The sequence below is a fragment of the Methylobacterium sp. Leaf106 genome (genome assembly GCF_001422895.1).
Classification (GTDB): Bacteria; Pseudomonadota; Alphaproteobacteria; order Rhizobiales; family Beijerinckiaceae; genus Methylobacterium; species Methylobacterium bullatum.
Genome location: NZ_LMNB01000034.1, coordinates 55,206 through 73,260, shown reverse-complemented (window position 1 = coordinate 73,260; position 18,055 = coordinate 55,206). Strand labels below are relative to the sequence as shown.

The window sequence follows — 18,055 nt, the reverse complement described above, 5'->3', positions numbered from 1 at the left end:
GGTCGGGACCAGAAGCGACCAAGCGTCAGATGTCCCACCGCCCCCATCGGGGGCTCGCCTAAAAATCCTAAAATAGGAATTTATGATTGACACCGTGACGCTTCCCGGGTATCAATGAGGAACGCTCAAGAAGTGTGACGAGAGGGGCAGCGAGATGGAGCTTCCCCTGGAGACACGCCGGCTCGTCGAGCAACTGATGCGGACGACGAGCATGACAAGCCGCGAGATCGCCGAGCGGACGGGGGTCCGCGCCCAGACGGTCAGCACATGGAACCGCCAGCATGGCTGGCGCGAGGGGGTGAGCGACGCGCAGCGTCGGCTCGACCCCGGAGCCTGGGCGCCCGCGCGGCGGCGCGCCGTGGAGACGCTCTACGGGATGATGGAGATCGAGCCCGCGACGCTGGCTCTGGCGTTGGGAGGCACCGTCGCCGGCGCGCCGGCCCTGTTTCGCGCCTGCGGCTTCGCGCGCAGGCCGCGTGCCCGCCCGGCGCCGCGCACGCTGAAGGCCGGGGCGGCCCCTCCGGCGGCGCGGGTGATGGACAATCTGGGCGAGGCCCTGCGCGCCCATATCGGCCGCCAGATCGCGCGGTTCGACGCGGCCTTGAGCGGCGAGACGCCGCCCGCGCTCGATTCCGCGAAGGTACTGCGCGACCTCGGCGGCCTGAAACGGCTGCTCGACGACCTCTCCAGCGAAGACCGGGAGCGAAGCGATGCGCAGCGCAACCTTGCGGACGGGGCTCACGAGACGTCCCGCCCCCCGGCCGATGACAGCGACCTGCCCGCCCTGCGCGCGGCAATCGCGGCGCGCTATGCGGCATGCCTCGGCGAGCGGCCGGATGCCGGGCTTCCTGGCGAGCCTGCCGCCGCACCTGATCCGGGCGCTGGCCTCGGATTGGCTCCATAACGCCCGGACCGACCAGTTGCCGCCCTGCCCCTCGCGGGACGATTGGACCACCTGGGCGGTGATCGGCGGGCGCGGCTCGGGCAAGACCCGCACGGGGGCCGAATGGGTGCGGGCCCTGGCCACGGGCGACCCCGCCTTCTGCGCCCGGGCGGTGGGCCGCATCGCCCTCATCGGCGAGACCTATGCCGACGTGCGCGACGTGATGATCGAGGGGCCGTCCGGCCTGCTGGCGCTCTCCGGGGCGCGGCCGCTCTGGTCGCCCTCGCGGCGGCGGCTCGAATGGGCCAACGGCGCGGTGGCGATGGCCTTCTCCGCCGAGGAGCCGGATTCCCTGCGCGGGCCGCAATTCGGAGCCGCCTGGTCCGACGAGATCGCCAAATGGCGCCGACCGGACGCCACCTACGACATGATCCAGTTCGGCCTGCGCCTCGGCGACCGGCCGCGTAACCTCGTCACCACCACGCCCCGGCCGATCCCGCTGATCCGCCGCATCCTCGCCGATCCGCTCACCGTGGTGAGCCGCTCGCGCACTGCCGACAACGCGGCGAACCTCGCGCCGTCCTTCCTCGACGCCGTGGTCGGTCGCTACGCCGGCACGCGGCTCGGGCGGCAGGAGCTCGACGGCGAGCTGATCGAGGACCGGCCGGACGCGCTCTGGACGCGGGAGGGGATCGAGGCCGCGCGCCGGGACGGGATGCCGGAGCTTCGGCGGATCGTCGTGGCGGTGGACCCGCCCGCCTCCTCGAAGGCCGGGGCCGATGCCTGCGGGATCGTCGCCGCCGGGCTCGGGCCGGACGGGCATGCCTATGTGGTCGCCGACGCCACGTTGGGCCGGGCGAGCCCGCAGGCCTGGGCCGGCGCGGCCCTGGCGCTCTACCATCGCCTGGAGGCGGACAGCCTCGTGGTCGAGGTCAACCAGGGCGGCGAGATGGCCATCGCCGTCATCGCCGAGGTGGACGCCTCGGTGCCGGTGATCCCGGTGCGGGCGACGCGCGGCAAGTATCTGCGGGCCGAGCCGGTCTCGGTGCTCTACGCGCAGGGCCGCGTCCACCATGTGGGGAGTCTCCCGGCACTCGAGGACGAGCTCTGCGATTTCGGGCCGGGCGGCCTCTCCAGCGGCGCCTCGCCCGACCGCCTCGACGCCCTCGTCTGGGCCCTGACCCACCTGATGCTGGGCCAGAGGGCGGAACCGCGAATCCGGCGGATGTGAGCGCATTCCCCTCTCCCCGCCGGGCGGGGAGAGGACGTCGTCCTCCCCCTGTCGGGAGGCGACGTGAGCCCGGCAGGGCGAAGGTGAGGGGGTCTCTCCGGGTATGGCTCCTTCGGACGCGCCCCCTCACCCTCGGCTGCCGCCTTGCCGCGCTCCCCAACGAGGGGGAGACGCGGCCCTCTCCCCGCGTGCGGGGAGAGGGGACTGCGCAACGGCCACCGCCTTCTCAGGATAGACCTGCGCCGCCCCTCTCCCGGTCGCTCCGCGACCACCCTCCCCCGCAGAGGGGGGAGGGTTGTTCCCCGTCGAGGACATTCTCATGACGAACCTCCTCGCCCGCCTCGCGCGGGCCGCCTTTCCCGTTGCCGAGACCAAGGCGGCGCCGGTTTCCGGCCTCGGCATCGCCTTCTATGGCGAGGGCCGGGCGGTCTGGACCGCGCGGGATTACGGGGCGCTGGCGCGGGAGGGGTTCCAGCGCAACGCCATCGTCCACCGGGCGGTGCGGCTGGTGGCGGAGGCCGCGGCCTCCCTGCCCCTGGTGCTGACGGACCGGGCGGGGCCGCATCCGCTCCTCGCCCTCCTCGCCCGGCCGAATGCCCGCGAGGGCGGCGCGCGCCTGCTGGAGACGCTGTATGGCCACCTCATGGTCTCGGGGAACGCGTATCTCGAAGCGGTGAGCCTCGACGGCACCCCGCGCGAACTCCACGCTCTGCGTCCGGACCGGATGCGGGTGGTGCCCGGCCCCGACGGATGGCCCATCGCCTACGACCATACCGTCGGCGGGCGGATTCTGCGGCACGACCAGACCCGCGAGGGCGTGCCGCCGATCCTGCACCTCACCCTGTTCCACCCGGCCGACGACCATTACGGCCTGTCGCCGATGGAGGCGGCGGCGGTGGCGCTCGACATCCACAACGCCGCCGGGGCCTGGAACAAGGCGCTCCTCGACAATGCCGCCCGGCCCTCCGGGGCACTGGTCTATGCTACCTCCACCGGCGCGACCTTGAGCGACGCGCAGTTCACCCGCCTCAAGGGCGAGCTGGAGGCGAATTACCAGGGCGCCGCCAATGCCGGCCGGCCGCTGCTGCTGGAGGGCGGCCTCGACTGGAAGCCGCTCTCGCTCTCGCCGAAGGACATGGATTTCGTGGAAGCCAAGGCCGCCGCCGCCCGCGAGATCGCGCTGGCCTTCGGCGTGCCGCCCCTGCTTCTCGGCCTCGCGGGCGACAACACCCACGCCAATTACGCCGAGGCCAACCGCGCCTTCTACCGTCAGACCGTGATCCCCCTGGCTCGCCGCACCGCCGAGAGCCTCGCCCAATGGCTGGAACCCGCCTTCGGCCCCGCCCGGCTGGAGCCCGACCTCGACTCCATCGAGGCGCTGGCGCCGGAGCGGGAATCGCTCTGGCGCCGGGTCCAGGCGGCGGACTTTCTCAGCCAGGCGGAGAAACGCGAGGCCGTGGGCTACGGGACGGCGTTATAGGTTCGTCAGTTCCAGGTGTGCAGCACCGTGCGCCAGTCCTTGCCCTCGCGCTCCAGGACGTTGACCCAGTTGCCCTCGAACGTCTTCTTCGCGCCTCCCTCGCCGGGGCCGGACATGGACCAGCGCCCGGTGACGAGGAGAACGTCCCCCTTCATCTGCGCCGAGTTGACCTTGATCGCGTGCTCCTCGAACCCCTTCGCCTTCAACCCGGCGAAGAAGGCGCCGATCTTGTCGGCGCCGGACACGGCAGCGCCCTTCGGAATCACCATGGCATCGGTGGCGTAGAGGGCCTTGAGGCCGTCCATGTCGCCGGAATTGTAGGTCTTGTCCCAGCGGGCCGCCGCGGCCTGGGCATCGGCGGTGGGATCCGCGGCCGAGGCCGGGATCGGACCAAGCAGGCACAGCAGAACGGATGTGATGCATAGCTTTACGCTCAAGCTCATGATGACCCCTCCATTTCCGACTCGCAGCAGAACGAAGTCGAATAATGCCACTGATCTTCGATGAGGAAAGCGAAATCTTGATGTATTCGGGCGGATATTGACAACTCGGACCATCGTCTTGATCGGGGCGCGACACGTCAGGTGTCATGCCGATCGAGCCGGTGGCTTATCCAGAAAGTCCGGCCCGAACGATATCCGTGAGGGTGAAATCCTCGCCCTTGAACAGCAGGACCGCCTGATGGGCTCTCGCGCAGGCATAGGCGTGGCAATCGCCCATGTTGAGGGACGCCGGATGCCGGCCCTTGCCGAATCGCTCATAGGCTTCGACGGCGAGTTCGAACTCCCGCCCGGCAATCGGAACGAGGCGGATATCCGCCTCCTCGCAGGTCAGGCGAACCCGTTCGCGGGCCGCCTCGACCGTGAAGGCGTAGCTGCGCACGAGGCCCGCGATGGTTTCCCAGAGCGAGAGCGCCGAACACAGCCTGTCGGGATCGGTGTCGAGGATGTCCGCGAATGCGTCGGCCTCCGCCTCGCCGGCGATGATCGCGATCAGCGCGGAGGCATCGACGAAGAGCGTCATTCTCCGCTCAGGTCGTCGAAGAAGGCCTTGTCGGCAGCCTGCCCCGTGGGCTTCGGCAGCTGATGACGGGCCCTTAGGGCGGCGAGGCGTTCGCGCAGCGGCACCGGAGGGGTCAGGCGGCTCAGTTCGGCCGTGACGGCCCGGCGCACGGCCTCGGACTTGGTGACGCCGGATGCTTTCGCGAGCATCGCCACCAGGCCCGCCGTCTCGTCGTCCTTGATGTAGAGCGGCATGCACATCTCCGGGATATCCTCGACATGAGGAGGATATCCCGCCCTCTCCCCATTGTCACCCCACCCTTCGGGAGCCCGCCATGGACGGCCATTTCACCGGCTATGCCAGCCTGTTCGGCGTGCCCGATCTCGGCAACGACGTCGTGTCCGCCGGGGCCTTCGCGGCGAGCCTCGGCGAGCGCGGGGCCGCAGGCGTGCGGATGCTGTTCCAGCACGATCCGGCCGAGCCGATCGGGCGCTGGCTCTCCCTGCGCGAGGATGCGCGCGGCCTGCGGGTGGAGGGGCTGATCAACCTCGCCGTCCAGCGCGGGCGCGAGGTCGACGCGCTGATGCGCGATGGCGGCCTCGACGGTCTGTCCATCGGCTTTCGCACCCTGCGGTCGAGCCCACAGCGCGGCGGCCTGCGCCGCCTGCTGGCGGTCGACCTCTGGGAGATCTCACTCGTCACCTTCCCCCTCCTGCCCGGCGCCCGCGCCGCCGTGCCGGACGGAACGGCGGCGCCACTCGCCATGGAGCTGCGGGCCTTCGCCCGTCGGCTCGCCCCACGCGGAGCGCCGTCCAGCCGGCCCGCCGTTTCCCCCTTCACCCTCCCCTCCGTCGCCCAACCCAAGAGGCTCGCATGACCGTCCACGTCTCGCCCAACGCCGCTGCCGCCGCCCCGGAGACCAAGGCCGACCCGTACGCCCTTCTCGAAAACAAGGCGGCGCGCCCCGCCTCCGACGCCGAGGTGGGCGCCGCCATGGGCGAACTCTCCCGCGCCTTCGAGGCCTTCAAGGAAACCAACGACAGCCGGCTCGCCGAACTGGAGGGTCGCCGCTCGGGCGACGTCCTCACCGAGGAGAAGCTCGCCCGCATCGACGCGGCCCTCGACTCGGCGCGGACCCGCCTCGACCGCCTCACCCTCGACGGCCGCCGTCCGCCCCTGGGCGGGGACGGGCCGAGCCGTCCGGACCCGGCTTCCGTGGAGCACAAGGCCGCCTTCGACCTCTATGTCCGGGCGGGCGAGAGCGGCGGCCTCAAACGGCTGGAGGAGAAGGCGCTCTCGGCCGGGTCCGGCCCCGATGGCGGCTATCTGGTGCCGCAGGCCATCGAACGGGACGTGTTGCGGCGGCTCGCCAACCTCTCGCCGATCCGGGCGCTCGCCACGGTGCGCACCATCTCGGGCGGGCTCTACAAGCGCGCCGTCTCCGCCACCGATGCCGTCTCGGGCTGGGTCGCCGAGACGGCGGCGCGGCCCCAGACCGACGCGCCGTCTCTCTCGGAACTGAGCTTCCCGGCCATGGAGCTCTATGCCATGCCGGCGGCGACCCAGACGCTCCTCGACGATGCCATCGTCGATATCGACGCTTGGCTCGCCGACGAGGTGGAGACCGCCTTCGCCGAACAGGAAAGCGTCGCCTTCGTCACCGGCAACGGGGTCAGCCGCCCGCGCGGCTTCCTCAGCGTGGACAACGTGGCGAATTCCGCCTGGGTACCGGGCAAGCTCGGCTTCGTCGCCACCGGCGCGGCCGGGGCCTTCCCCACCGCCAACCCGTCCGACGTGCTGTTCGACCTCGTCTACGCCCTGCGGGCCGGCTACCGCCAGAACGCCAGCTTCGTGATGAACCGCAAGGTCCAGAGCACGATCCGCAAGATGAAGGATGCCGACGGAAACTACCTGTGGCAGCCGCCGGTCTCGGCCGACAGGATCGCGACCCTGCTCGGCTTCCCCGTGGCCGAGGCCGAGGCGATGCCGGATGTGGCGGCCAACAGCCTGTCCATCGCCTTCGGCGACTTCAAGCGCGGCTACCTCGTTGTGGACCGCGCCGGCCTGCGCGTCCTGCGCGATCCCTACTCGGCCAAGCCCTACGTGCTGTTCTACACCACCAAGCGCGTGGGCGGCGGCGTGCAGGATTTCGACGCGATCAAGCTGCTGAAATTCGCGTGAGTCTGGCTGCCCCCGGTCGAGACAGCCCGGGGGTAATCCTTGTAGCGCCCTACCGCCGTCCCGGCCGCGCCATCCAGTCCGACCGGTTGGAGCGGCGGAAGCTGGCGGGTGCCTCGCTGGCGGTGAGCTGTGCCATCTCGGCGGCGCGCGACGTGATCCAGCCGGCATGCTGGCCGGTGGGGGTCACCGCCGTGAAGCCGCCGCAGGCGGTGCGGGCGCGCTTGTCCTGGCGCATGGCGCCGCTCGACCAGCTGACCACGCCGACGATCTGGTAGCCGCCCGGACCGCCGCGCAGGATCGGCCCGCCGGAATCGCCGAGGCAGGCGCCGGCTCCCGCCGTCTCGGCGAGCTTGCGCCGGTCGGTCACCACCGTGACCGTGTTGGCGACTTGGAGCGAGCCGATGGAGACCAGATGGGCCTGCCGCAGGGTGCGGGCGGTGTTGCGGCGGTTCTCCGCCACCACGCCGAAGCCGGCGATGTCCACCGACTCGCCGGTGCCGATGGCCCCGCCGCCGCGCGGATCGAGGGGCTGGAAATCGGCCCCTAACGGCTCGGACAGTTTGATGAGGGCGAGATCGATGCCCGGCTGATCCTCCGGCGTGGTGCCGGGCACGAAATCGGGGTGCATCGACGCCGCGATGGCGGAGATGCGGCGCTGGCGGAACGACCGGTCGACGGCGACGACGCTGTAGCCGGCCTGGTGCATGACACAATGCGCGGCGGTCAGCACGAGATCGGGTCCGATGAGGGTGCCCGAGCAGATCTCGCCCTGGGTGCTCTCGATGCGCACCACCGAGGCGCGCAACCCATTGGGATCACGGGAGACTTCGCCGTTGATCACGGCAAAGGCCGGAGCCGGAATCAGCCCGACCAGCGCCGTGACGACGGCCCTGCGGAGCGCGGTCGCGAACATCGTGTCTCTCCCGCGCCCGGCTGAAAGCCCCGGACGTCCCTGGAATGAAGCCTAGCCTAAGGCAATCCCTCGGCCAAGCTCCGGTTCCGTCGCTGAGGCGGAGCGGCGTCAGGGGGCGGACCAGCCTGCGGAGCGGCCCCAGCCCGCGAGGGTGCGGTCGATCCAGTCGCGCTGCGGCCCCAGCAGGACGCCTTGCGAGATGCTACCGCAAGCCCCGCCCCCGACCCAGGCGGAGACGGCCAGCGGCGGCGCTCCGGGCGCCTCCGCGATCGGCCCGCCGGAATCGCCCTGGCAGGCGCCGGATGCGCCGCCGGACGGCTTCATCCAGACCAGGATGCGGCTCTGCCCGTAGGGCTCGACCACGGGGAGGACGGCGCTGCGGAAGGTGCCGGTGGTGCGTGCCTCGCCCGGTTTCGAAACGCCGTAGCCGGAGAGGACGAGGCTCTCGCCGGCGCGCGGCAGGGCGGTGCTCAGGGGGGTCGGCCGGAAGCGGCCGGGAAGCGGTGTCGCGGTGCGGACGAGGGCCAGATCGATGGAGCGCCGACGCCCGGCGATGGCGCCGGCATCGTAGCCGGGATGGACCGCGCGGGCGGCGAGATCGACCAGCACCGGCTGGCCCGCCTCGTCGCGAAAATGCACCCGGTGCTCCGCGCCACCCTGGCGGGAGCCCGCCGCCACGCAATGGCCCGCCGTCAGCACCGAATCCTGCGCCACGACGATGCCGGTGCACACGCCGCCGTTCGAGGACAGCACCATCACGGCCGAGCCGGCCGCCTCCGGCGCCTCGCGACCGCCGACGACGGCGCCGGCCGGCGCGGCGGCGAGGCCGAGCAGCAGCGCGATACCCGCAGACCGCATGTCGAGATCCATTCCGCCCATCCCCTTCCTCGCCCCACCCGGAGACGACGATGAGTCCGATACGCGTCGATGCCGCCATCGTCGAGCCGGTCACGTTGGCCGACATGCGCGCCCACCTGCGCCTCGACCCGGACAACACCGCCGAGGACGGTCTGGTGGAGGGCCTGATCGCCTCGGCCCGCGCCATGGTGGAGCTCGCGACGCGGCGCATCCTGGTGCCCGGACGCTACCGGGTGATGCTCACAGCCTGGCCCCGGGACGGGTTCGTCCCCCTTCCCCTGAGCCCCCTCGTTGCCCTGGCGAGCGCGGGCTCGGTGGATGCGACCGGCACCGGCACCGCCTTCGCCCCCGGCCTCGTCCGCCTCGCGCCGGACATGGTCGAGGCGCCGGGGCTGATCGTCTCGCCCTCCCTTCCCGCCCTGTACCGGACCGCCGCCCTGATCGAGGTCGATGCCGGTTATGGCGGAGCGGGTCCGCCGGTCCCTCCTGCCCTCGTCCAGGCGATCCGGCTCGTGGCGGCGCACGGGTTCGAGCATCGCGGCGACCTGCCTGTCGCCCTCACCCCGATGGTGGAGGCGCTGATCGCCCCCCACCGCCGGATGCGCCTCTAACCGTACCGTCCGGAGCTTTGCCATGACGCACCCGCCCATCGGCGCGCGGCGACGCCACTACGTGCTCGAACGCTTCGTCGACGACCCGGACGGTTTCGGCGGGCACCTTCGCCGGTTCGTGGCCGGCCCGCTCCTGTGGGGCACGCTGGAATCCACCGGCCATGCCGAGCGCACACGCGGCGGCCGGTCCGATGCGGTGGCGACCCACCGCATCCGCCTCGCCTACCGGGCGGACGTCACGCCCGCCATGCGGCTCGTCTCCGGCTCGCGCCGCTTCGCCATCCGCGCGGCGGGCGATCCCGACGGGCGCGGGCGCGACCTCGTCTGCGAGGTCGAGGAGCTGATCGACACGACGGGGGGCCCGACATGAGCGACGCCCTGTCCCTTCCGGCCAACCCGCTCCTCGCCCTGCGGGCCGCCATCCTCACCGTCCTCGGCGGCGACGCGGAGCTCGGCCGGCTCATGGGCGGCGAGGTCCGCATCCATGACGAGCCGCCGCGCGGCGCGGCGCCGGTCTATGCGGTGTTCGGACCCGCCGAGATGCGGGACGATTCCGTCGACGGCGCGCTGCGCCATACCCATCGGCTCGGGCTGATCCTGTTCGCCAGGCCCGGCTCCAGCCGCAGCGCCATCGAGGCCGCCGGCCGGGCCGCCGCGCTCCTGCACGAGGCGCTGCTCTCCCCCGCCGGCCATGCCCTGTCGATCCTGCGGGTCGAATCCCTCGCCTGCGCCCGTGACGAGCGCAGCGGCGGGACCCGCGCCATCCTTACCCTCCAGGCCGTCACCGAGCGGCTGCCGACCTCCTGAACCGGTTTTGCTCCGCGGAACCGGTGGCCACCTTTGCGAAACCCGCTTCAAGGAGCGACCCCATGAGTGCCCAGAAAGGCAAGGACCTCCTCATCCGGATCAGCGAGGGAACGGGGTTCACGGCCGTGGCCGGCCTGCGCGCCCGGCAGCTCGCCTTCAACGCCGAGACCGTGGACGTGACGAGCGCCGAATCCGTCGGGCGCTGGCGCGAGCTGCTGGCCGGGGCGGGGGTGCGCCGCGCGGCCGTCTCGGGCTCGGGCGTTTTTCGCGACGAGGCCTCCGATGCGCGCCTGCGCCAGATGTTCTTCGACGGCAGCATCGACACGCTGCAGGTCGTGGTGCCGGCCTTCGGCACGATCCAGGGCCTGTTTCAGATCACCAGCCTGGAATATCGCGGCGACCATGCCGGCGAGGTGACCTTCGACATGGCCCTCGATTCGGCCGGCCCCCTCACTTTTACGAGCCTGTGATGGCCAACCGCAGACGCGGAGAGGTCTCCGTCGCGATCGGGGACCGGCGCTACACTCTGTGCCTCACACTGGGAGCCCTGGCCGAGTTGGAAGACGCGCTCGGCGCCTCCGATCTCACCGGCCTCGCGGGCCGCTTCGCCGAAGGCCGCCTCGCCAGCCGCGACCTCATCGCCCTCCTCGGCGCGACCCTGCGCGGCGGCGGCCACGACCTCGACGACGAAACGGTGGCGCGGCTGCCGCTCTCCGGCGGGATCGAACCCATCGCAACGGCCCTCGGCGAGGCGCTCGCCGCCGCCTTCGGGGCCGATACGCCGGACCCTTGAGCCCCACGGGCGGGACGGCGCCGGAGGCTCCCTCCGCCTTCCCGTGGGACGAGGCCATGGCCCTGGGCCTGAACGCCCTGCGCTGGAGCCCGCGCGACTTCTGGGCGGCGACGCCCCGCGAATTGATGGCCGCCGCCGGTCGCGACGGCCGGCGCGACGCGACCGGCGCCGCCGACCTGCGGCGGCTGATGGATGCCTATCCAGACCCGTCGTGATTTGGTTCGGCCGTCGATGAAACCCGGCTCCCGCGCGAGCCGCCGTGCTGTCCGCGAGGGACGTCTCGTCCCAAAAAACCACCTCATCCTGAGGTGCGGCGACAGCCGCCTCGAAGGAGCCCTCCAGCCCACTCTGCGGCTTCTGGAGGCCTCCTTCGAGGCCTTCGCTGCGCTGCGGCACCTCAGGATGAGGTCGGTGGATCGGATGGGGGCGGGGAGAACCGAGCCCCTGAGACGCAGATGACAGGAGGCACCCATGGCCGAGACCGAGATCGACCGCACCCTCGCCGCGCGGGCGAAGCAACTGAGCACCCTGGACAATCTGGCCCAGAAGTTCGGCGACAGCCTGAGCAAGGCCTTCACCGGCACGGTCGGCCCGGCCAAGCAGCTCGACGGGGCGCTTACATCCCTCGTGACCAAGCTCGCCGGCATGGCCGGCAAGGCCGTCCTCGACCCGGTGAAGGGCGGCATCGAATCCCTGGTGAGGAGCCTGATCAATTCCGGCGCATCGGGCACCGCCTTCGCCAAGGGCGGGGTGATCTCCGGCGGCCAGGTGCGCCCCTTCGCGAGCGGCGGCGTGGTGGCCGCCCCCACCTACTTCCCCCTGCGCGACGGGACGGGCCTGATGGGCGAGGCCGGCCCGGAGGCGATCCTGCCCCTCGCGCGGGGCAGCGACGGGCGTCTCGGGGTCGCCGGCGGGGCGGCGGGGCAGCCGGTCTCCGTCACCGTCCATATCGCGACGCCGGATGCAGAGAGCTTCCGCCGCTCCGAGGCGCAGGTGGCCGCCGCCCTCGCCCGCGCCGTAGCGCGCGGAAGGCGCGCGTCCTGAGCGAGAACGACGCGGGGCCGTCGCGCATCCTGACCATCATCCAGGGAGGCCCGCCATGGCCGGTGATTTCCACGAGGTCCGCTTTCCCCTCGACGTGGCGCTGCGCGGCAGCGGGGGGCCGAGCCGCCTCACCGAGATCGTGACTTTGGCCTCGGGGCGCGAGCACCGCAACAGCCGCTGGGCCGATTCGCGGCGGCGCTACGATGCGGGCCTGGGCATCCGCACCCTCGACGCCCTGCATGCGGTCCTGGCCTTCTTCGAAGAGCGGCGCGGGCGCCTCTACGGATTCCGCTATCGCGACCGGATCGACCATCGCTCGGGGCCGCCGAGCCAGGCGGTGGGGCCGGGCGACCAGCGGCTCGGCCTCGGCGACGGTGCGACGCGGGTGTTTCCCCTCGCCAAGACCTACGGCACCGGGCCGCTGCCCTATCGCCGCCTCATCGCCAAGCCGGTGGCGGAGACCGTGCGGGTGGCGGTGGCCGGTGTCGAGCGACCGGCCTCTTCCTTCACCTGCGACGGCACCACGGGCCTCGTCACCCTGGCGGCGGCCCCCGCCGCGGGTGCGCCGGTGACGGCGGGGTTCTGGTTCGACGTGCCCGTCCGCTTCGACACCGACGAGCTCAGCGTGGACCTCCAGGCCTTCAGCGCCGGAGAGATCCCGAACGTGCCCCTCGTCGAGATCGTGCCCTGACCGGAGCCTGAACGCATGCGCGACATCCCCGCCGCCCTCGCCGCGCATCTCGCCGGCGGGTCCACCACCCTGTGCCATTGCTGGTCGCTGACCCGGCGCGACGGCCTCACCCTCGGCTTCACCGACCACGACCGCGACCTCGTCTTCTCCGGCATCACCTTCGCTGCGCGCTCGGGGTTAGAGGCCGCCGAGGCGAGCGCCGAGCTCGGCTTCGCGGTGGGGGGCGGCGAGGTGGCCGGGGCGCTGACGTCGCTGGGCATCGCCGACGCGGACGTGGCGGGCGGGCTCTACGACGCGGCCGGAATCGAGACGTGGCTCGTGGACTGGACCGATCCGGGAACGCGCCTCCTCTTGGATGTCGGGACCATCGGCGAGATCCGCCGGGCGGGCACCGCCTTTGTGGCGGAAGTGCGCGGCTTGATGGACCGCCTCGACGAGGAGCGCGGCCGGACCTTCCGCGCCACCTGCGGCGCCGACCTCGGCGATGCGCGCTGCCGCGTCGATCTCGCCGATCCGCGCTTCCGCACCACCGGGACCGTTCTGGCGCCGGCGCAGCCCGGCGAGATGCTGACGACCCTGGCCGGCGCCTTTCCCGCCGGCCGCTTCAGCGGCGGGCGGCTCACTTGGAACTCGGGCGGGAATGCCGGACTCGCCAATGACGTCCGGTCCCACACAGTGGTCGAGGGGGGCGCCCGGATCGAACTCTGGCAGGAGCCGCCCCGCGCCGTCGCGGCGGGAGACGCCTTCACGCTCACGGCCGGATGCGACAAGCGCCTGTCCACCTGCGTCGACACTTTCGCCAATGCGGTGAACTTCCAGGGCTTCCCGCACATGCCCGGCAACGACTTCGTCATCCGCGGCACCGCCGGCTCCGGCACCGCCCTCGACGGCGGCAGCCTGTTCCGCTGAGCCGGCAAAGGAGAACGTCATGCCAAGCGCCGACCGGATCGTCGCCGAGACACGGGGCTGGATCGGCACGCCCTATCGGCACCAAGCCTCGCTCAAGGGCGTCGGCTGCGATTGCCTCGGCCTGGTCCGAGGGGTCTGGCGCGGGCTCCTCGGCCCCGAGCCAGAGACCGCACCGCCCTATTCGGCCTCCTGGGCGGAATCCGCCCCCGGTGGCGCCGACCCGATGGCGGAAGCCGCACGGCGCCACCTCGTCGCCGTGCGCGACTTTTCGGCCAGCTACATACCGGCAGCAGGCGACATTCTACTCTTCGCCTTCCGCTCTCATTTGCCGGCAAAGCACTGCGCGATCGCGAGCGGGGCCGGGACGATGATCCACGCCCATGATGGCGCGGCGGTGACGGAGGTCGCCCTCACGCGATGGTGGCGCCGTCACCTGGCGCATGTGTTCCGGTTTCCCGGCGCCTGATATCGGGAAGCCTAGACGAAAGGTGCGCCTCCCCTCTCCCCGCGCGCGGGGAGAGGGTCACAGGCACCTCGCGGTGCCTGTGACGAGCGGAGCGAGGGTGAGGGGGCGGCTCCGAGTGAGGCTCGTCCGAAGAAGCCCCCTCACCCTCGGCTGCCGCCTCGACATGCTCCCCGGCAAGGGGGAGACACGTCCCTCTCCCCGCGAGCGGGGCGAGGCGATGCGCACCGAGTGTCCCTGATCCTTTAGCCCTCCCTCCCGGAGCCCTCCCGCATGGCCACGCTCATCCTGCAGACAGCCGGGGCGGCACTCGGGACCGCGCTCGGCGGCCCGATCGGCGGGGCCGTGCTGAGCACGCTCGGTGCCGTGGCCGGCGGCGCGATCGACAGCGCCCTGTTCGGGTCGCGGGCCGGGCCGCGCGTCGTCGAAGGCCCGCGCCTGACCGATGTGGCCGGGCTGTCCTCCACGGAGGGCGAGCCGATCAAGCGGGTCTATGGCCGCGCCAAGGTGGGCGGCACCCTGATCTGGGCGACGCGCCCGCTGGAGGTGGCCAATACCAGCGTCCAGCGCGCCTCGTCCGGGGGCAAGGGCGGCGACGGCCAGAAGACCGTGACCACGACCTACGCGTATTTCGCCGACCTCGCGGTGGGGCTGTGCGAGGGCGAGATCGCCCATGTCCGCCGGGTCTGGGCCGATGGCCGCGAGATCGACCTCACCACGCTGAATTACCGCCTGCACCGGGGCGGGGCCGACCAGGCGCCCGATCCGTTGATCGTCGCCAAGGAGGGCGCGGAACGAGCCCCGGCCTATCGCGGCCTCGCCTATATGGTGTTCGAGCGGATGGCGCTGGCCGAGTTCGGCAACCGGGTGCCGCAACTGGCCTTCGAGGTGATCCGCCCGGTGGAGGGGCTCGCCGGGATGGTCCGCGCGGTCTGCCTCATTCCCGGCTCGACGGAGTTCGGCCTCGACCCCCGCCTCGTCACCGAGGATGCGGGTTTCGGCGCCACGCGGGCGGCCAACCGCTTTCAGTTCCAAGAGGCGAGCGACGTCACCGCCTCCCTCGACGCGCTCGAGGCCCTGTGCCCGCGCCTCGCCCGGGTCTCGGTGGTGGCGAGCTGGTTCGGCAGCGACCTGCGCGCGGGCCGATGCACGGTGACGCCCAAGGTCGACCGGCCGGACAAGGCGACCCTCGGCGACACCTGGAGCGTCGCCGGGCTGACCCGCGATGAGGTGAAGACGGTCTCGACCGCGCCCATGGGAGGTGCTGCCTATGGCGGCACACCCTCCGATGCAGGGCTCGGCCGCCTCGTCGCAGAGCTGCGCCGCCGCGGTCTCGAGGTCGTGCTCTACCCGTTCGTGATGATGGACGTGCCCGCCGGCAACGGTCTGCCCGATCCGCGCGACGCGGGCGCCGGCCACCAGCCGCCCTATCCCTGGCGCGGGCGCATCACCTGTTTCCCGGCCCCCGACCATCCCGGCAGCCCGGACGGGACCGCCGTTGCGGCCGCGCAGGTCGCGGCCTTCTTCCACAATCCCGACGGCTACCGCCGCTTCCTCCTGCATTACGCCGACCTCGCCGCCGGCTGGGCGGCCGACGGCGTTTCGCTCTCCGGCTTCATCATCGGCAGCGAGTTTCCGAGCCTCACCCGCGTGCGGGGCGAGGCCGAGCGCTATCCGGCGGTGGAGGCGTTCAAGGCCCTGGCGCAGGAGGTGCGCGCCCGCCTCGGGGCCGGCGTGGCCCTGGTCTACGCGGCCGACTGGACCGAGTACGGCGCCCATGTCCGCGACGGCGGGGCCACCGTGCGATTCCCCCTCGACGCGCTGTTTTCCGATCCCGCCATCGCGGCGGTGGGCATCGACTATTACCCGCCGATCAGCGACTGGCGCGACGGCGCGGACCATGCCGACCTCGCCGAGACCGACAGCGTCTACGACACCGCCTATCTCAAGCGCCGCCTCGGGGCCGGGGAGGCGTTCGACTGGTACTATGCCAATGACGCCGACCGGCGGGCGCAGGCGCGCACCCCCATCACCGACGGCGCTGCGGCCAAACCCTGGATCTACCGGGCCAAGGACCTCGTCTCCTGGTGGTCGAACCCGCATCGCGAGCGCGACGGCGGGGTCGAGACCGGCACCACGGCCTGGATTCCCCGATCCAAGCCGATCTGGCTCACCGAGATCGGCGTGCCCGCCGTGGACAGGGGCACCAACGGCCCCAACGTCTTTCCCGACGCGAAATCCTCCGAGAACGCAGCTCCGCCCTTCTCGGCCAACGTGCGCGACGACCTGATCCAGGCCCGTGGCCTCACCGCCATCCTGACCCGCTTCGATGCGGCGCTGCCGGGTTTCGAGCCGGCTCACAACCCGGTTTCGCCCATCTATGGCGGCCCGATGGTGTCGCCCGGCTCCGTCTTCGTCTGGTGCTGGGACGCGCGGCCCTTCCCGGCCTTCCCGGATTTCGACACGGTCTGGGCAGATGCGGAGAACTGGTCCCTGGGTCACTGGATCACAGGACGGATCGAGGGGCTGGAGCTCGACCGCCTGATCGGCGCGATCCTCGCCGATCTCGGCATCACGGCACCGGCCCGGATCGCCGCCGATGCCTTTCTCGACGGCTACGTCATCGACCGGCCGATGTCGGCGCGCGGCGCCCTGGAGCCGCTGGCCCGGGTCTACGGGCTCGACGTCTCGGCGGTGGGCGGCAGGCTCGACATTCGCGGCCCGCGCCGCGAGAGCCCGATCGTCCTGGCGGCCGCCGATCTCGTGCTCACCGAGCGGGTCCGGGCGCCGCTGAGCTTCGTCCGCGCCGAGGAATCGGAACTGCCCCGCGGGCTCACCCTCGCCTTCTGCGACGGGCAGAGCGCCGATTACCGGACCGCCACCGCCTCGGCGATCCGCCCCACCGGCCTGAGACGGCGCGAGAGCAACGCCGACGCGCCCATCGTCACCCGCAGGGGGAGCGCCGAAGCGCTGGCCGAGGCGCTCCTCGACATGGCCATCGCCGGGCGCGACAGCGCGGGTTTCGCGGTGAGCCCGCGCCGGATCGACCTGGTGCCCGGCGATCTCCTGTACCTGCCCGGCGCGCCGCTGCCGCATCGGATCGTGCGGATCGCCGACAGCGCCGGCGCGCGGCGGATCGAGACCCGCGCCGTGCCGGTCCACAGCTCTCGCCTCGGCGCGAACCGAAGCCCCGACGACAGGGGATACCGGCCACCCCCGTCCATGGCCGGGCGGCCCTTCGCCCGCGTGCTCGACCTGCCCGTGGACAGGGGTAGCCCAACGATCCTGCAATACCTCGCGGTCTCGGCCGATCCCTGGCCCGGCGAGATGGCCGTCTGGCGCTCGGCCGGCGAGAGCGGCCCCCTCGGCCTGCACCGGATCGTCGATTATCCGGCCTGCCTCGGCGAGACGCTGACGCCGCTGCCGCCGGGACCGCTCTGGCGCTTCGACCGGGGAACCCGGCTCGATGTGCGCCTGCGCCATGCCGGTGCCCTGTCCTCCATCGCGGAGGACGATGCGCTCTCCGGCGGCAACCTGTTCGCCCTCGTGGGAAGCGACGGCCGGGTCGAGATCATCGCGGCGGCCGGCGCCGATCTGATCGGCCCCGGCACCTATCGCCTCAGCCGCCTGCTGCGCGGCCTGATGGGGAGCGAGGATCTCAGCCGGCGCGCAAACCCGGCCGGCTGCCTCGTGGTGCGCCTCGACGACGGGGCGGTAGTGCCCCTGGTGGAGCGGCTCGACGAGGCCGGCCGGCCGTTCCGCTACCGGATCGGGCCGGCCGCCCGCGACCCCGGCGATCCGAGTTATGTCGAGCTCCAGGCGAGCGCCGGCCTGCTGCCGCTCCTTCCACTCGCGCCGGTGCATCCGGCCGCGCGGCGCGAGGCCGGCGGGATCAGGCTGTCCTGGCTCCGTCGGGCGCGGCGGGACGCGGATGGCTGGGAGCCGGTGGAGATCCCGCAGGACGAGCCGGGCGAGACCTATCTCGTCGAAATCCATGCGGCGGACGGATCGACCCTGCGGACCGCCCGAACGAACGAGCCGGCGCTCCTCTACGCCACCGCCGACGAGGCTGCCGATTTCGGCGCGAAGCAGACCCGCCTCGACGTGAGCGTCGCCCAGGTCGGGACCGTCGCCGGACCCGGCCCGAGCCGCCGCGCCCTCCTGCCCGTTCGCTCCGCCTGAGCGACCC

Annotated in this window: 21 protein-coding genes; 16 read left to right on the top strand and 5 right to left on the bottom strand. The window is 72.2% G+C overall.

Annotated features, from left to right (window positions below):
- The first annotated feature begins 154 nt into the window (after window positions 1–154).
- The 3 genes from ASF34_RS19980 (at window position 155) to ASF34_RS19970 (ending at window position 3,594) form a co-directional block, all read left to right on the top strand.
- Window positions 155–904, top strand: a complete 750-nt coding sequence (locus ASF34_RS19980) for a putative DNA-binding transcriptional regulator (RefSeq protein ID WP_056163912.1) — start codon at window positions 155–157, stop codon at window positions 902–904.
- Window positions 837–2,114: a DNA-packaging protein gene (locus ASF34_RS19975; protein ID WP_056163910.1), complete on the top strand. Its 1,278-nt coding sequence runs from the start codon at window positions 837–839 to the stop codon at window positions 2,112–2,114. Before ASF34_RS19980 ends, ASF34_RS19975 begins: the two co-directional genes overlap by 68 nt.
- 319 nt (window positions 2,115–2,433) lie before the next feature.
- Window positions 2,434–3,594 carry a phage portal protein gene (locus ASF34_RS19970; RefSeq protein ID WP_056164025.1) on the top strand — a complete coding sequence of 387 codons (1,161 nt, stop codon included), beginning with the start codon at window positions 2,434–2,436 and terminating at the stop codon, window positions 3,592–3,594.
- Between the two features lie 5 nt (window positions 3,595–3,599).
- Here the strand turns inward: ASF34_RS19970 and ASF34_RS19965 are convergent, their stop codons facing one another.
- The 3 genes from ASF34_RS19965 to ASF34_RS19955 all read right to left on the bottom strand — a co-directional run bounded on the left by ASF34_RS19965 (window position 3,600) and on the right by ASF34_RS19955 (window position 4,850).
- On the bottom strand, window positions 3,600–4,037 hold the full coding sequence (locus tag ASF34_RS19965) for a YybH family protein (RefSeq protein ID WP_018045748.1): 438 nt from the start codon (window positions 4,035–4,037) through the stop codon (window positions 3,600–3,602).
- Between the two features lie 166 nt (window positions 4,038–4,203).
- The gene (locus ASF34_RS19960) at window positions 4,204–4,617 is read right to left on the bottom strand and encodes a type II toxin-antitoxin system VapC family toxin (protein ID WP_056163908.1); all 414 of its coding nucleotides are present in this window, start codon (window positions 4,615–4,617) and stop codon (window positions 4,204–4,206) included.
- The gene (locus ASF34_RS19955; RefSeq protein WP_026176264.1) at window positions 4,614–4,850 is read right to left on the bottom strand and encodes a type II toxin-antitoxin system VapB family antitoxin; all 237 of its coding nucleotides are present in this window, start codon (window positions 4,848–4,850) and stop codon (window positions 4,614–4,616) included. The genes ASF34_RS19960 and ASF34_RS19955 overlap by 4 nt, the downstream gene beginning before the upstream one ends.
- An 80-nt stretch (window positions 4,851–4,930) precedes the next feature.
- On the opposite strand from ASF34_RS19955, the gene ASF34_RS19950 reads away from it, so the two are divergent.
- Together ASF34_RS19950 and ASF34_RS19945 are read left to right on the top strand one after the other, a co-directional pair.
- Window positions 4,931–5,473 (top strand): HK97 family phage prohead protease, encoded by a 543-nt coding sequence (locus ASF34_RS19950; protein WP_056163906.1) that lies wholly within the window; start codon window positions 4,931–4,933, stop codon window positions 5,471–5,473.
- The gene (locus ASF34_RS19945; RefSeq protein WP_056163903.1) at window positions 5,470–6,777 is read left to right on the top strand and encodes a phage major capsid protein; all 1,308 of its coding nucleotides are present in this window, start codon (window positions 5,470–5,472) and stop codon (window positions 6,775–6,777) included. The genes ASF34_RS19950 and ASF34_RS19945 overlap by 4 nt, the downstream gene beginning before the upstream one ends.
- Window positions 6,778–6,826: 49 nt before the next feature.
- On the opposite strand, the gene ASF34_RS19940 is transcribed toward ASF34_RS19945, so the two are convergent.
- Window positions 6,827–7,690, bottom strand: coding sequence for a S1 family peptidase (locus ASF34_RS19940; RefSeq protein ID WP_056163900.1), 864 nt, complete (start codon window positions 7,688–7,690; stop codon window positions 6,827–6,829).
- A 108-nt stretch (window positions 7,691–7,798) separates the two neighbouring features.
- Window positions 7,799–8,548 (bottom strand): S1 family peptidase, encoded by a 750-nt coding sequence (locus ASF34_RS19935; protein ID WP_244479055.1) that lies wholly within the window; start codon window positions 8,546–8,548, stop codon window positions 7,799–7,801.
- A 50-nt stretch (window positions 8,549–8,598) separates the two neighbouring features.
- On the opposite strand from ASF34_RS19935, the gene ASF34_RS19930 reads away from it, so the two are divergent.
- The 11 genes from ASF34_RS19930 (at window position 8,599) to ASF34_RS19875 (ending at window position 18,048) form a co-directional block, all read left to right on the top strand.
- On the top strand, window positions 8,599–9,159 hold the full coding sequence (locus ASF34_RS19930) for a head-tail connector protein (protein WP_056163891.1): 561 nt from the start codon (window positions 8,599–8,601) through the stop codon (window positions 9,157–9,159).
- Between the two features lie 22 nt (window positions 9,160–9,181).
- Entirely contained in the window at window positions 9,182–9,529 is a 348-nt protein-coding gene (locus tag ASF34_RS19925) for a phage head closure protein (RefSeq protein WP_056163888.1), read from the top strand.
- A complete protein-coding gene (gene gp17, locus ASF34_RS19920) occupies window positions 9,526–9,966 on the top strand; it encodes a tail completion protein gp17 (RefSeq protein WP_056163885.1) in 441 nt (146 codons plus the stop codon). Before ASF34_RS19925 ends, gp17 begins: the two co-directional genes overlap by 4 nt.
- A gap of 62 nt (window positions 9,967–10,028) precedes the next feature.
- The gene (locus ASF34_RS19915) at window positions 10,029–10,436 is read left to right on the top strand and encodes a phage major tail protein, TP901-1 family (protein ID WP_018045758.1); all 408 of its coding nucleotides are present in this window, start codon (window positions 10,029–10,031) and stop codon (window positions 10,434–10,436) included.
- Entirely contained in the window at window positions 10,436–10,759 is a 324-nt protein-coding gene (locus ASF34_RS19910; RefSeq protein ID WP_056163882.1) for a gene transfer agent family protein, read from the top strand. The genes ASF34_RS19915 and ASF34_RS19910 overlap by 1 nt, the downstream gene beginning before the upstream one ends.
- On the top strand, window positions 10,756–10,974 hold the full coding sequence (locus ASF34_RS19905) for a phage tail assembly chaperone (RefSeq protein WP_056163880.1): 219 nt from the start codon (window positions 10,756–10,758) through the stop codon (window positions 10,972–10,974). The genes ASF34_RS19910 and ASF34_RS19905 overlap by 4 nt, the downstream gene beginning before the upstream one ends.
- Window positions 10,975–11,230: 256 nt before the next feature.
- The gene (locus ASF34_RS19895; protein WP_056163875.1) at window positions 11,231–11,803 is read left to right on the top strand and encodes a phage tail tape measure protein; all 573 of its coding nucleotides are present in this window, start codon (window positions 11,231–11,233) and stop codon (window positions 11,801–11,803) included.
- Window positions 11,804–11,858: 55 nt separating this feature from the next.
- Complete coding sequence (locus ASF34_RS19890) at window positions 11,859–12,494, top strand: DUF2460 domain-containing protein (RefSeq protein ID WP_056163871.1); 636 nt, start codon at window positions 11,859–11,861, stop codon at window positions 12,492–12,494.
- A gap of 15 nt (window positions 12,495–12,509) precedes the next feature.
- Window positions 12,510–13,403 carry a DUF2163 domain-containing protein gene (locus ASF34_RS19885; protein WP_056163868.1) on the top strand — a complete coding sequence of 298 codons (894 nt, stop codon included), beginning with the start codon at window positions 12,510–12,512 and terminating at the stop codon, window positions 13,401–13,403.
- A 19-nt stretch (window positions 13,404–13,422) separates the two neighbouring features.
- Entirely contained in the window at window positions 13,423–13,869 is a 447-nt protein-coding gene (locus ASF34_RS19880; protein ID WP_056163865.1) for an NlpC/P60 family protein, read from the top strand.
- Between the two features lie 270 nt (window positions 13,870–14,139).
- Window positions 14,140–18,048, top strand: coding sequence for a baseplate multidomain protein megatron (locus ASF34_RS19875; RefSeq protein ID WP_056163861.1), 3,909 nt, complete (start codon window positions 14,140–14,142; stop codon window positions 18,046–18,048).
- Window positions 18,049–18,055 lie beyond the last annotated feature (7 nt).

Bases quoted from the DNA above. Each gene is read 5' to 3' on its own strand.
- ASF34_RS19895 (WP_056163875.1), top strand. From the start codon at position 11,231: ATGGCCGAGACCGAGATCGACCGCACCCTCGCCGCGCGGGCGAAGCAA.
- ASF34_RS19875 (WP_056163861.1), top strand. From the start codon at position 14,140: ATGGCCACGCTCATCCTGCAGACAGCCGGGGCGGCACTCGGGACCGCG.
- ASF34_RS19980 (WP_056163912.1), top strand. From the start codon at position 155: ATGGAGCTTCCCCTGGAGACACGCCGGCTCGTCGAGCAACTGATGCGG.
- ASF34_RS19935 (WP_244479055.1), bottom strand. From the start codon at position 8,548: ATGCGGTCTGCGGGTATCGCGCTGCTGCTCGGCCTCGCCGCCGCGCCG.
- ASF34_RS19890 (WP_056163871.1), top strand. From the start codon at position 11,859: ATGGCCGGTGATTTCCACGAGGTCCGCTTTCCCCTCGACGTGGCGCTG.
- ASF34_RS19950 (WP_056163906.1), top strand. From the start codon at position 4,931: ATGGACGGCCATTTCACCGGCTATGCCAGCCTGTTCGGCGTGCCCGAT.
- ASF34_RS19885 (WP_056163868.1), top strand. From the start codon at position 12,510: ATGCGCGACATCCCCGCCGCCCTCGCCGCGCATCTCGCCGGCGGGTCC.
- ASF34_RS19970 (WP_056164025.1), top strand. From the start codon at position 2,434: ATGACGAACCTCCTCGCCCGCCTCGCGCGGGCCGCCTTTCCCGTTGCC.
- ASF34_RS19925 (WP_056163888.1), top strand. From the start codon at position 9,182: ATGACGCACCCGCCCATCGGCGCGCGGCGACGCCACTACGTGCTCGAA.
- ASF34_RS19880 (WP_056163865.1), top strand. From the start codon at position 13,423: ATGCCAAGCGCCGACCGGATCGTCGCCGAGACACGGGGCTGGATCGGC.
- ASF34_RS19975 (WP_056163910.1), top strand. From the start codon at position 837: ATGCCGGGCTTCCTGGCGAGCCTGCCGCCGCACCTGATCCGGGCGCTG.
- ASF34_RS19930 (WP_056163891.1), top strand. From the start codon at position 8,599: ATGAGTCCGATACGCGTCGATGCCGCCATCGTCGAGCCGGTCACGTTG.
- ASF34_RS19940 (WP_056163900.1), bottom strand. From the start codon at position 7,690: ATGTTCGCGACCGCGCTCCGCAGGGCCGTCGTCACGGCGCTGGTCGGG.
- ASF34_RS19960 (WP_056163908.1), bottom strand. From the start codon at position 4,617: ATGACGCTCTTCGTCGATGCCTCCGCGCTGATCGCGATCATCGCCGGC.
- gp17 (WP_056163885.1), top strand. From the start codon at position 9,526: ATGAGCGACGCCCTGTCCCTTCCGGCCAACCCGCTCCTCGCCCTGCGG.
- ASF34_RS19955 (WP_026176264.1), bottom strand. From the start codon at position 4,850: ATGCCGCTCTACATCAAGGACGACGAGACGGCGGGCCTGGTGGCGATG.
- ASF34_RS19915 (WP_018045758.1), top strand. From the start codon at position 10,029: ATGAGTGCCCAGAAAGGCAAGGACCTCCTCATCCGGATCAGCGAGGGA.
- ASF34_RS19965 (WP_018045748.1), bottom strand. From the start codon at position 4,037: ATGAGCTTGAGCGTAAAGCTATGCATCACATCCGTTCTGCTGTGCCTG.
- ASF34_RS19945 (WP_056163903.1), top strand. From the start codon at position 5,470: ATGACCGTCCACGTCTCGCCCAACGCCGCTGCCGCCGCCCCGGAGACC.
- ASF34_RS19910 (WP_056163882.1), top strand. From the start codon at position 10,436: ATGGCCAACCGCAGACGCGGAGAGGTCTCCGTCGCGATCGGGGACCGG.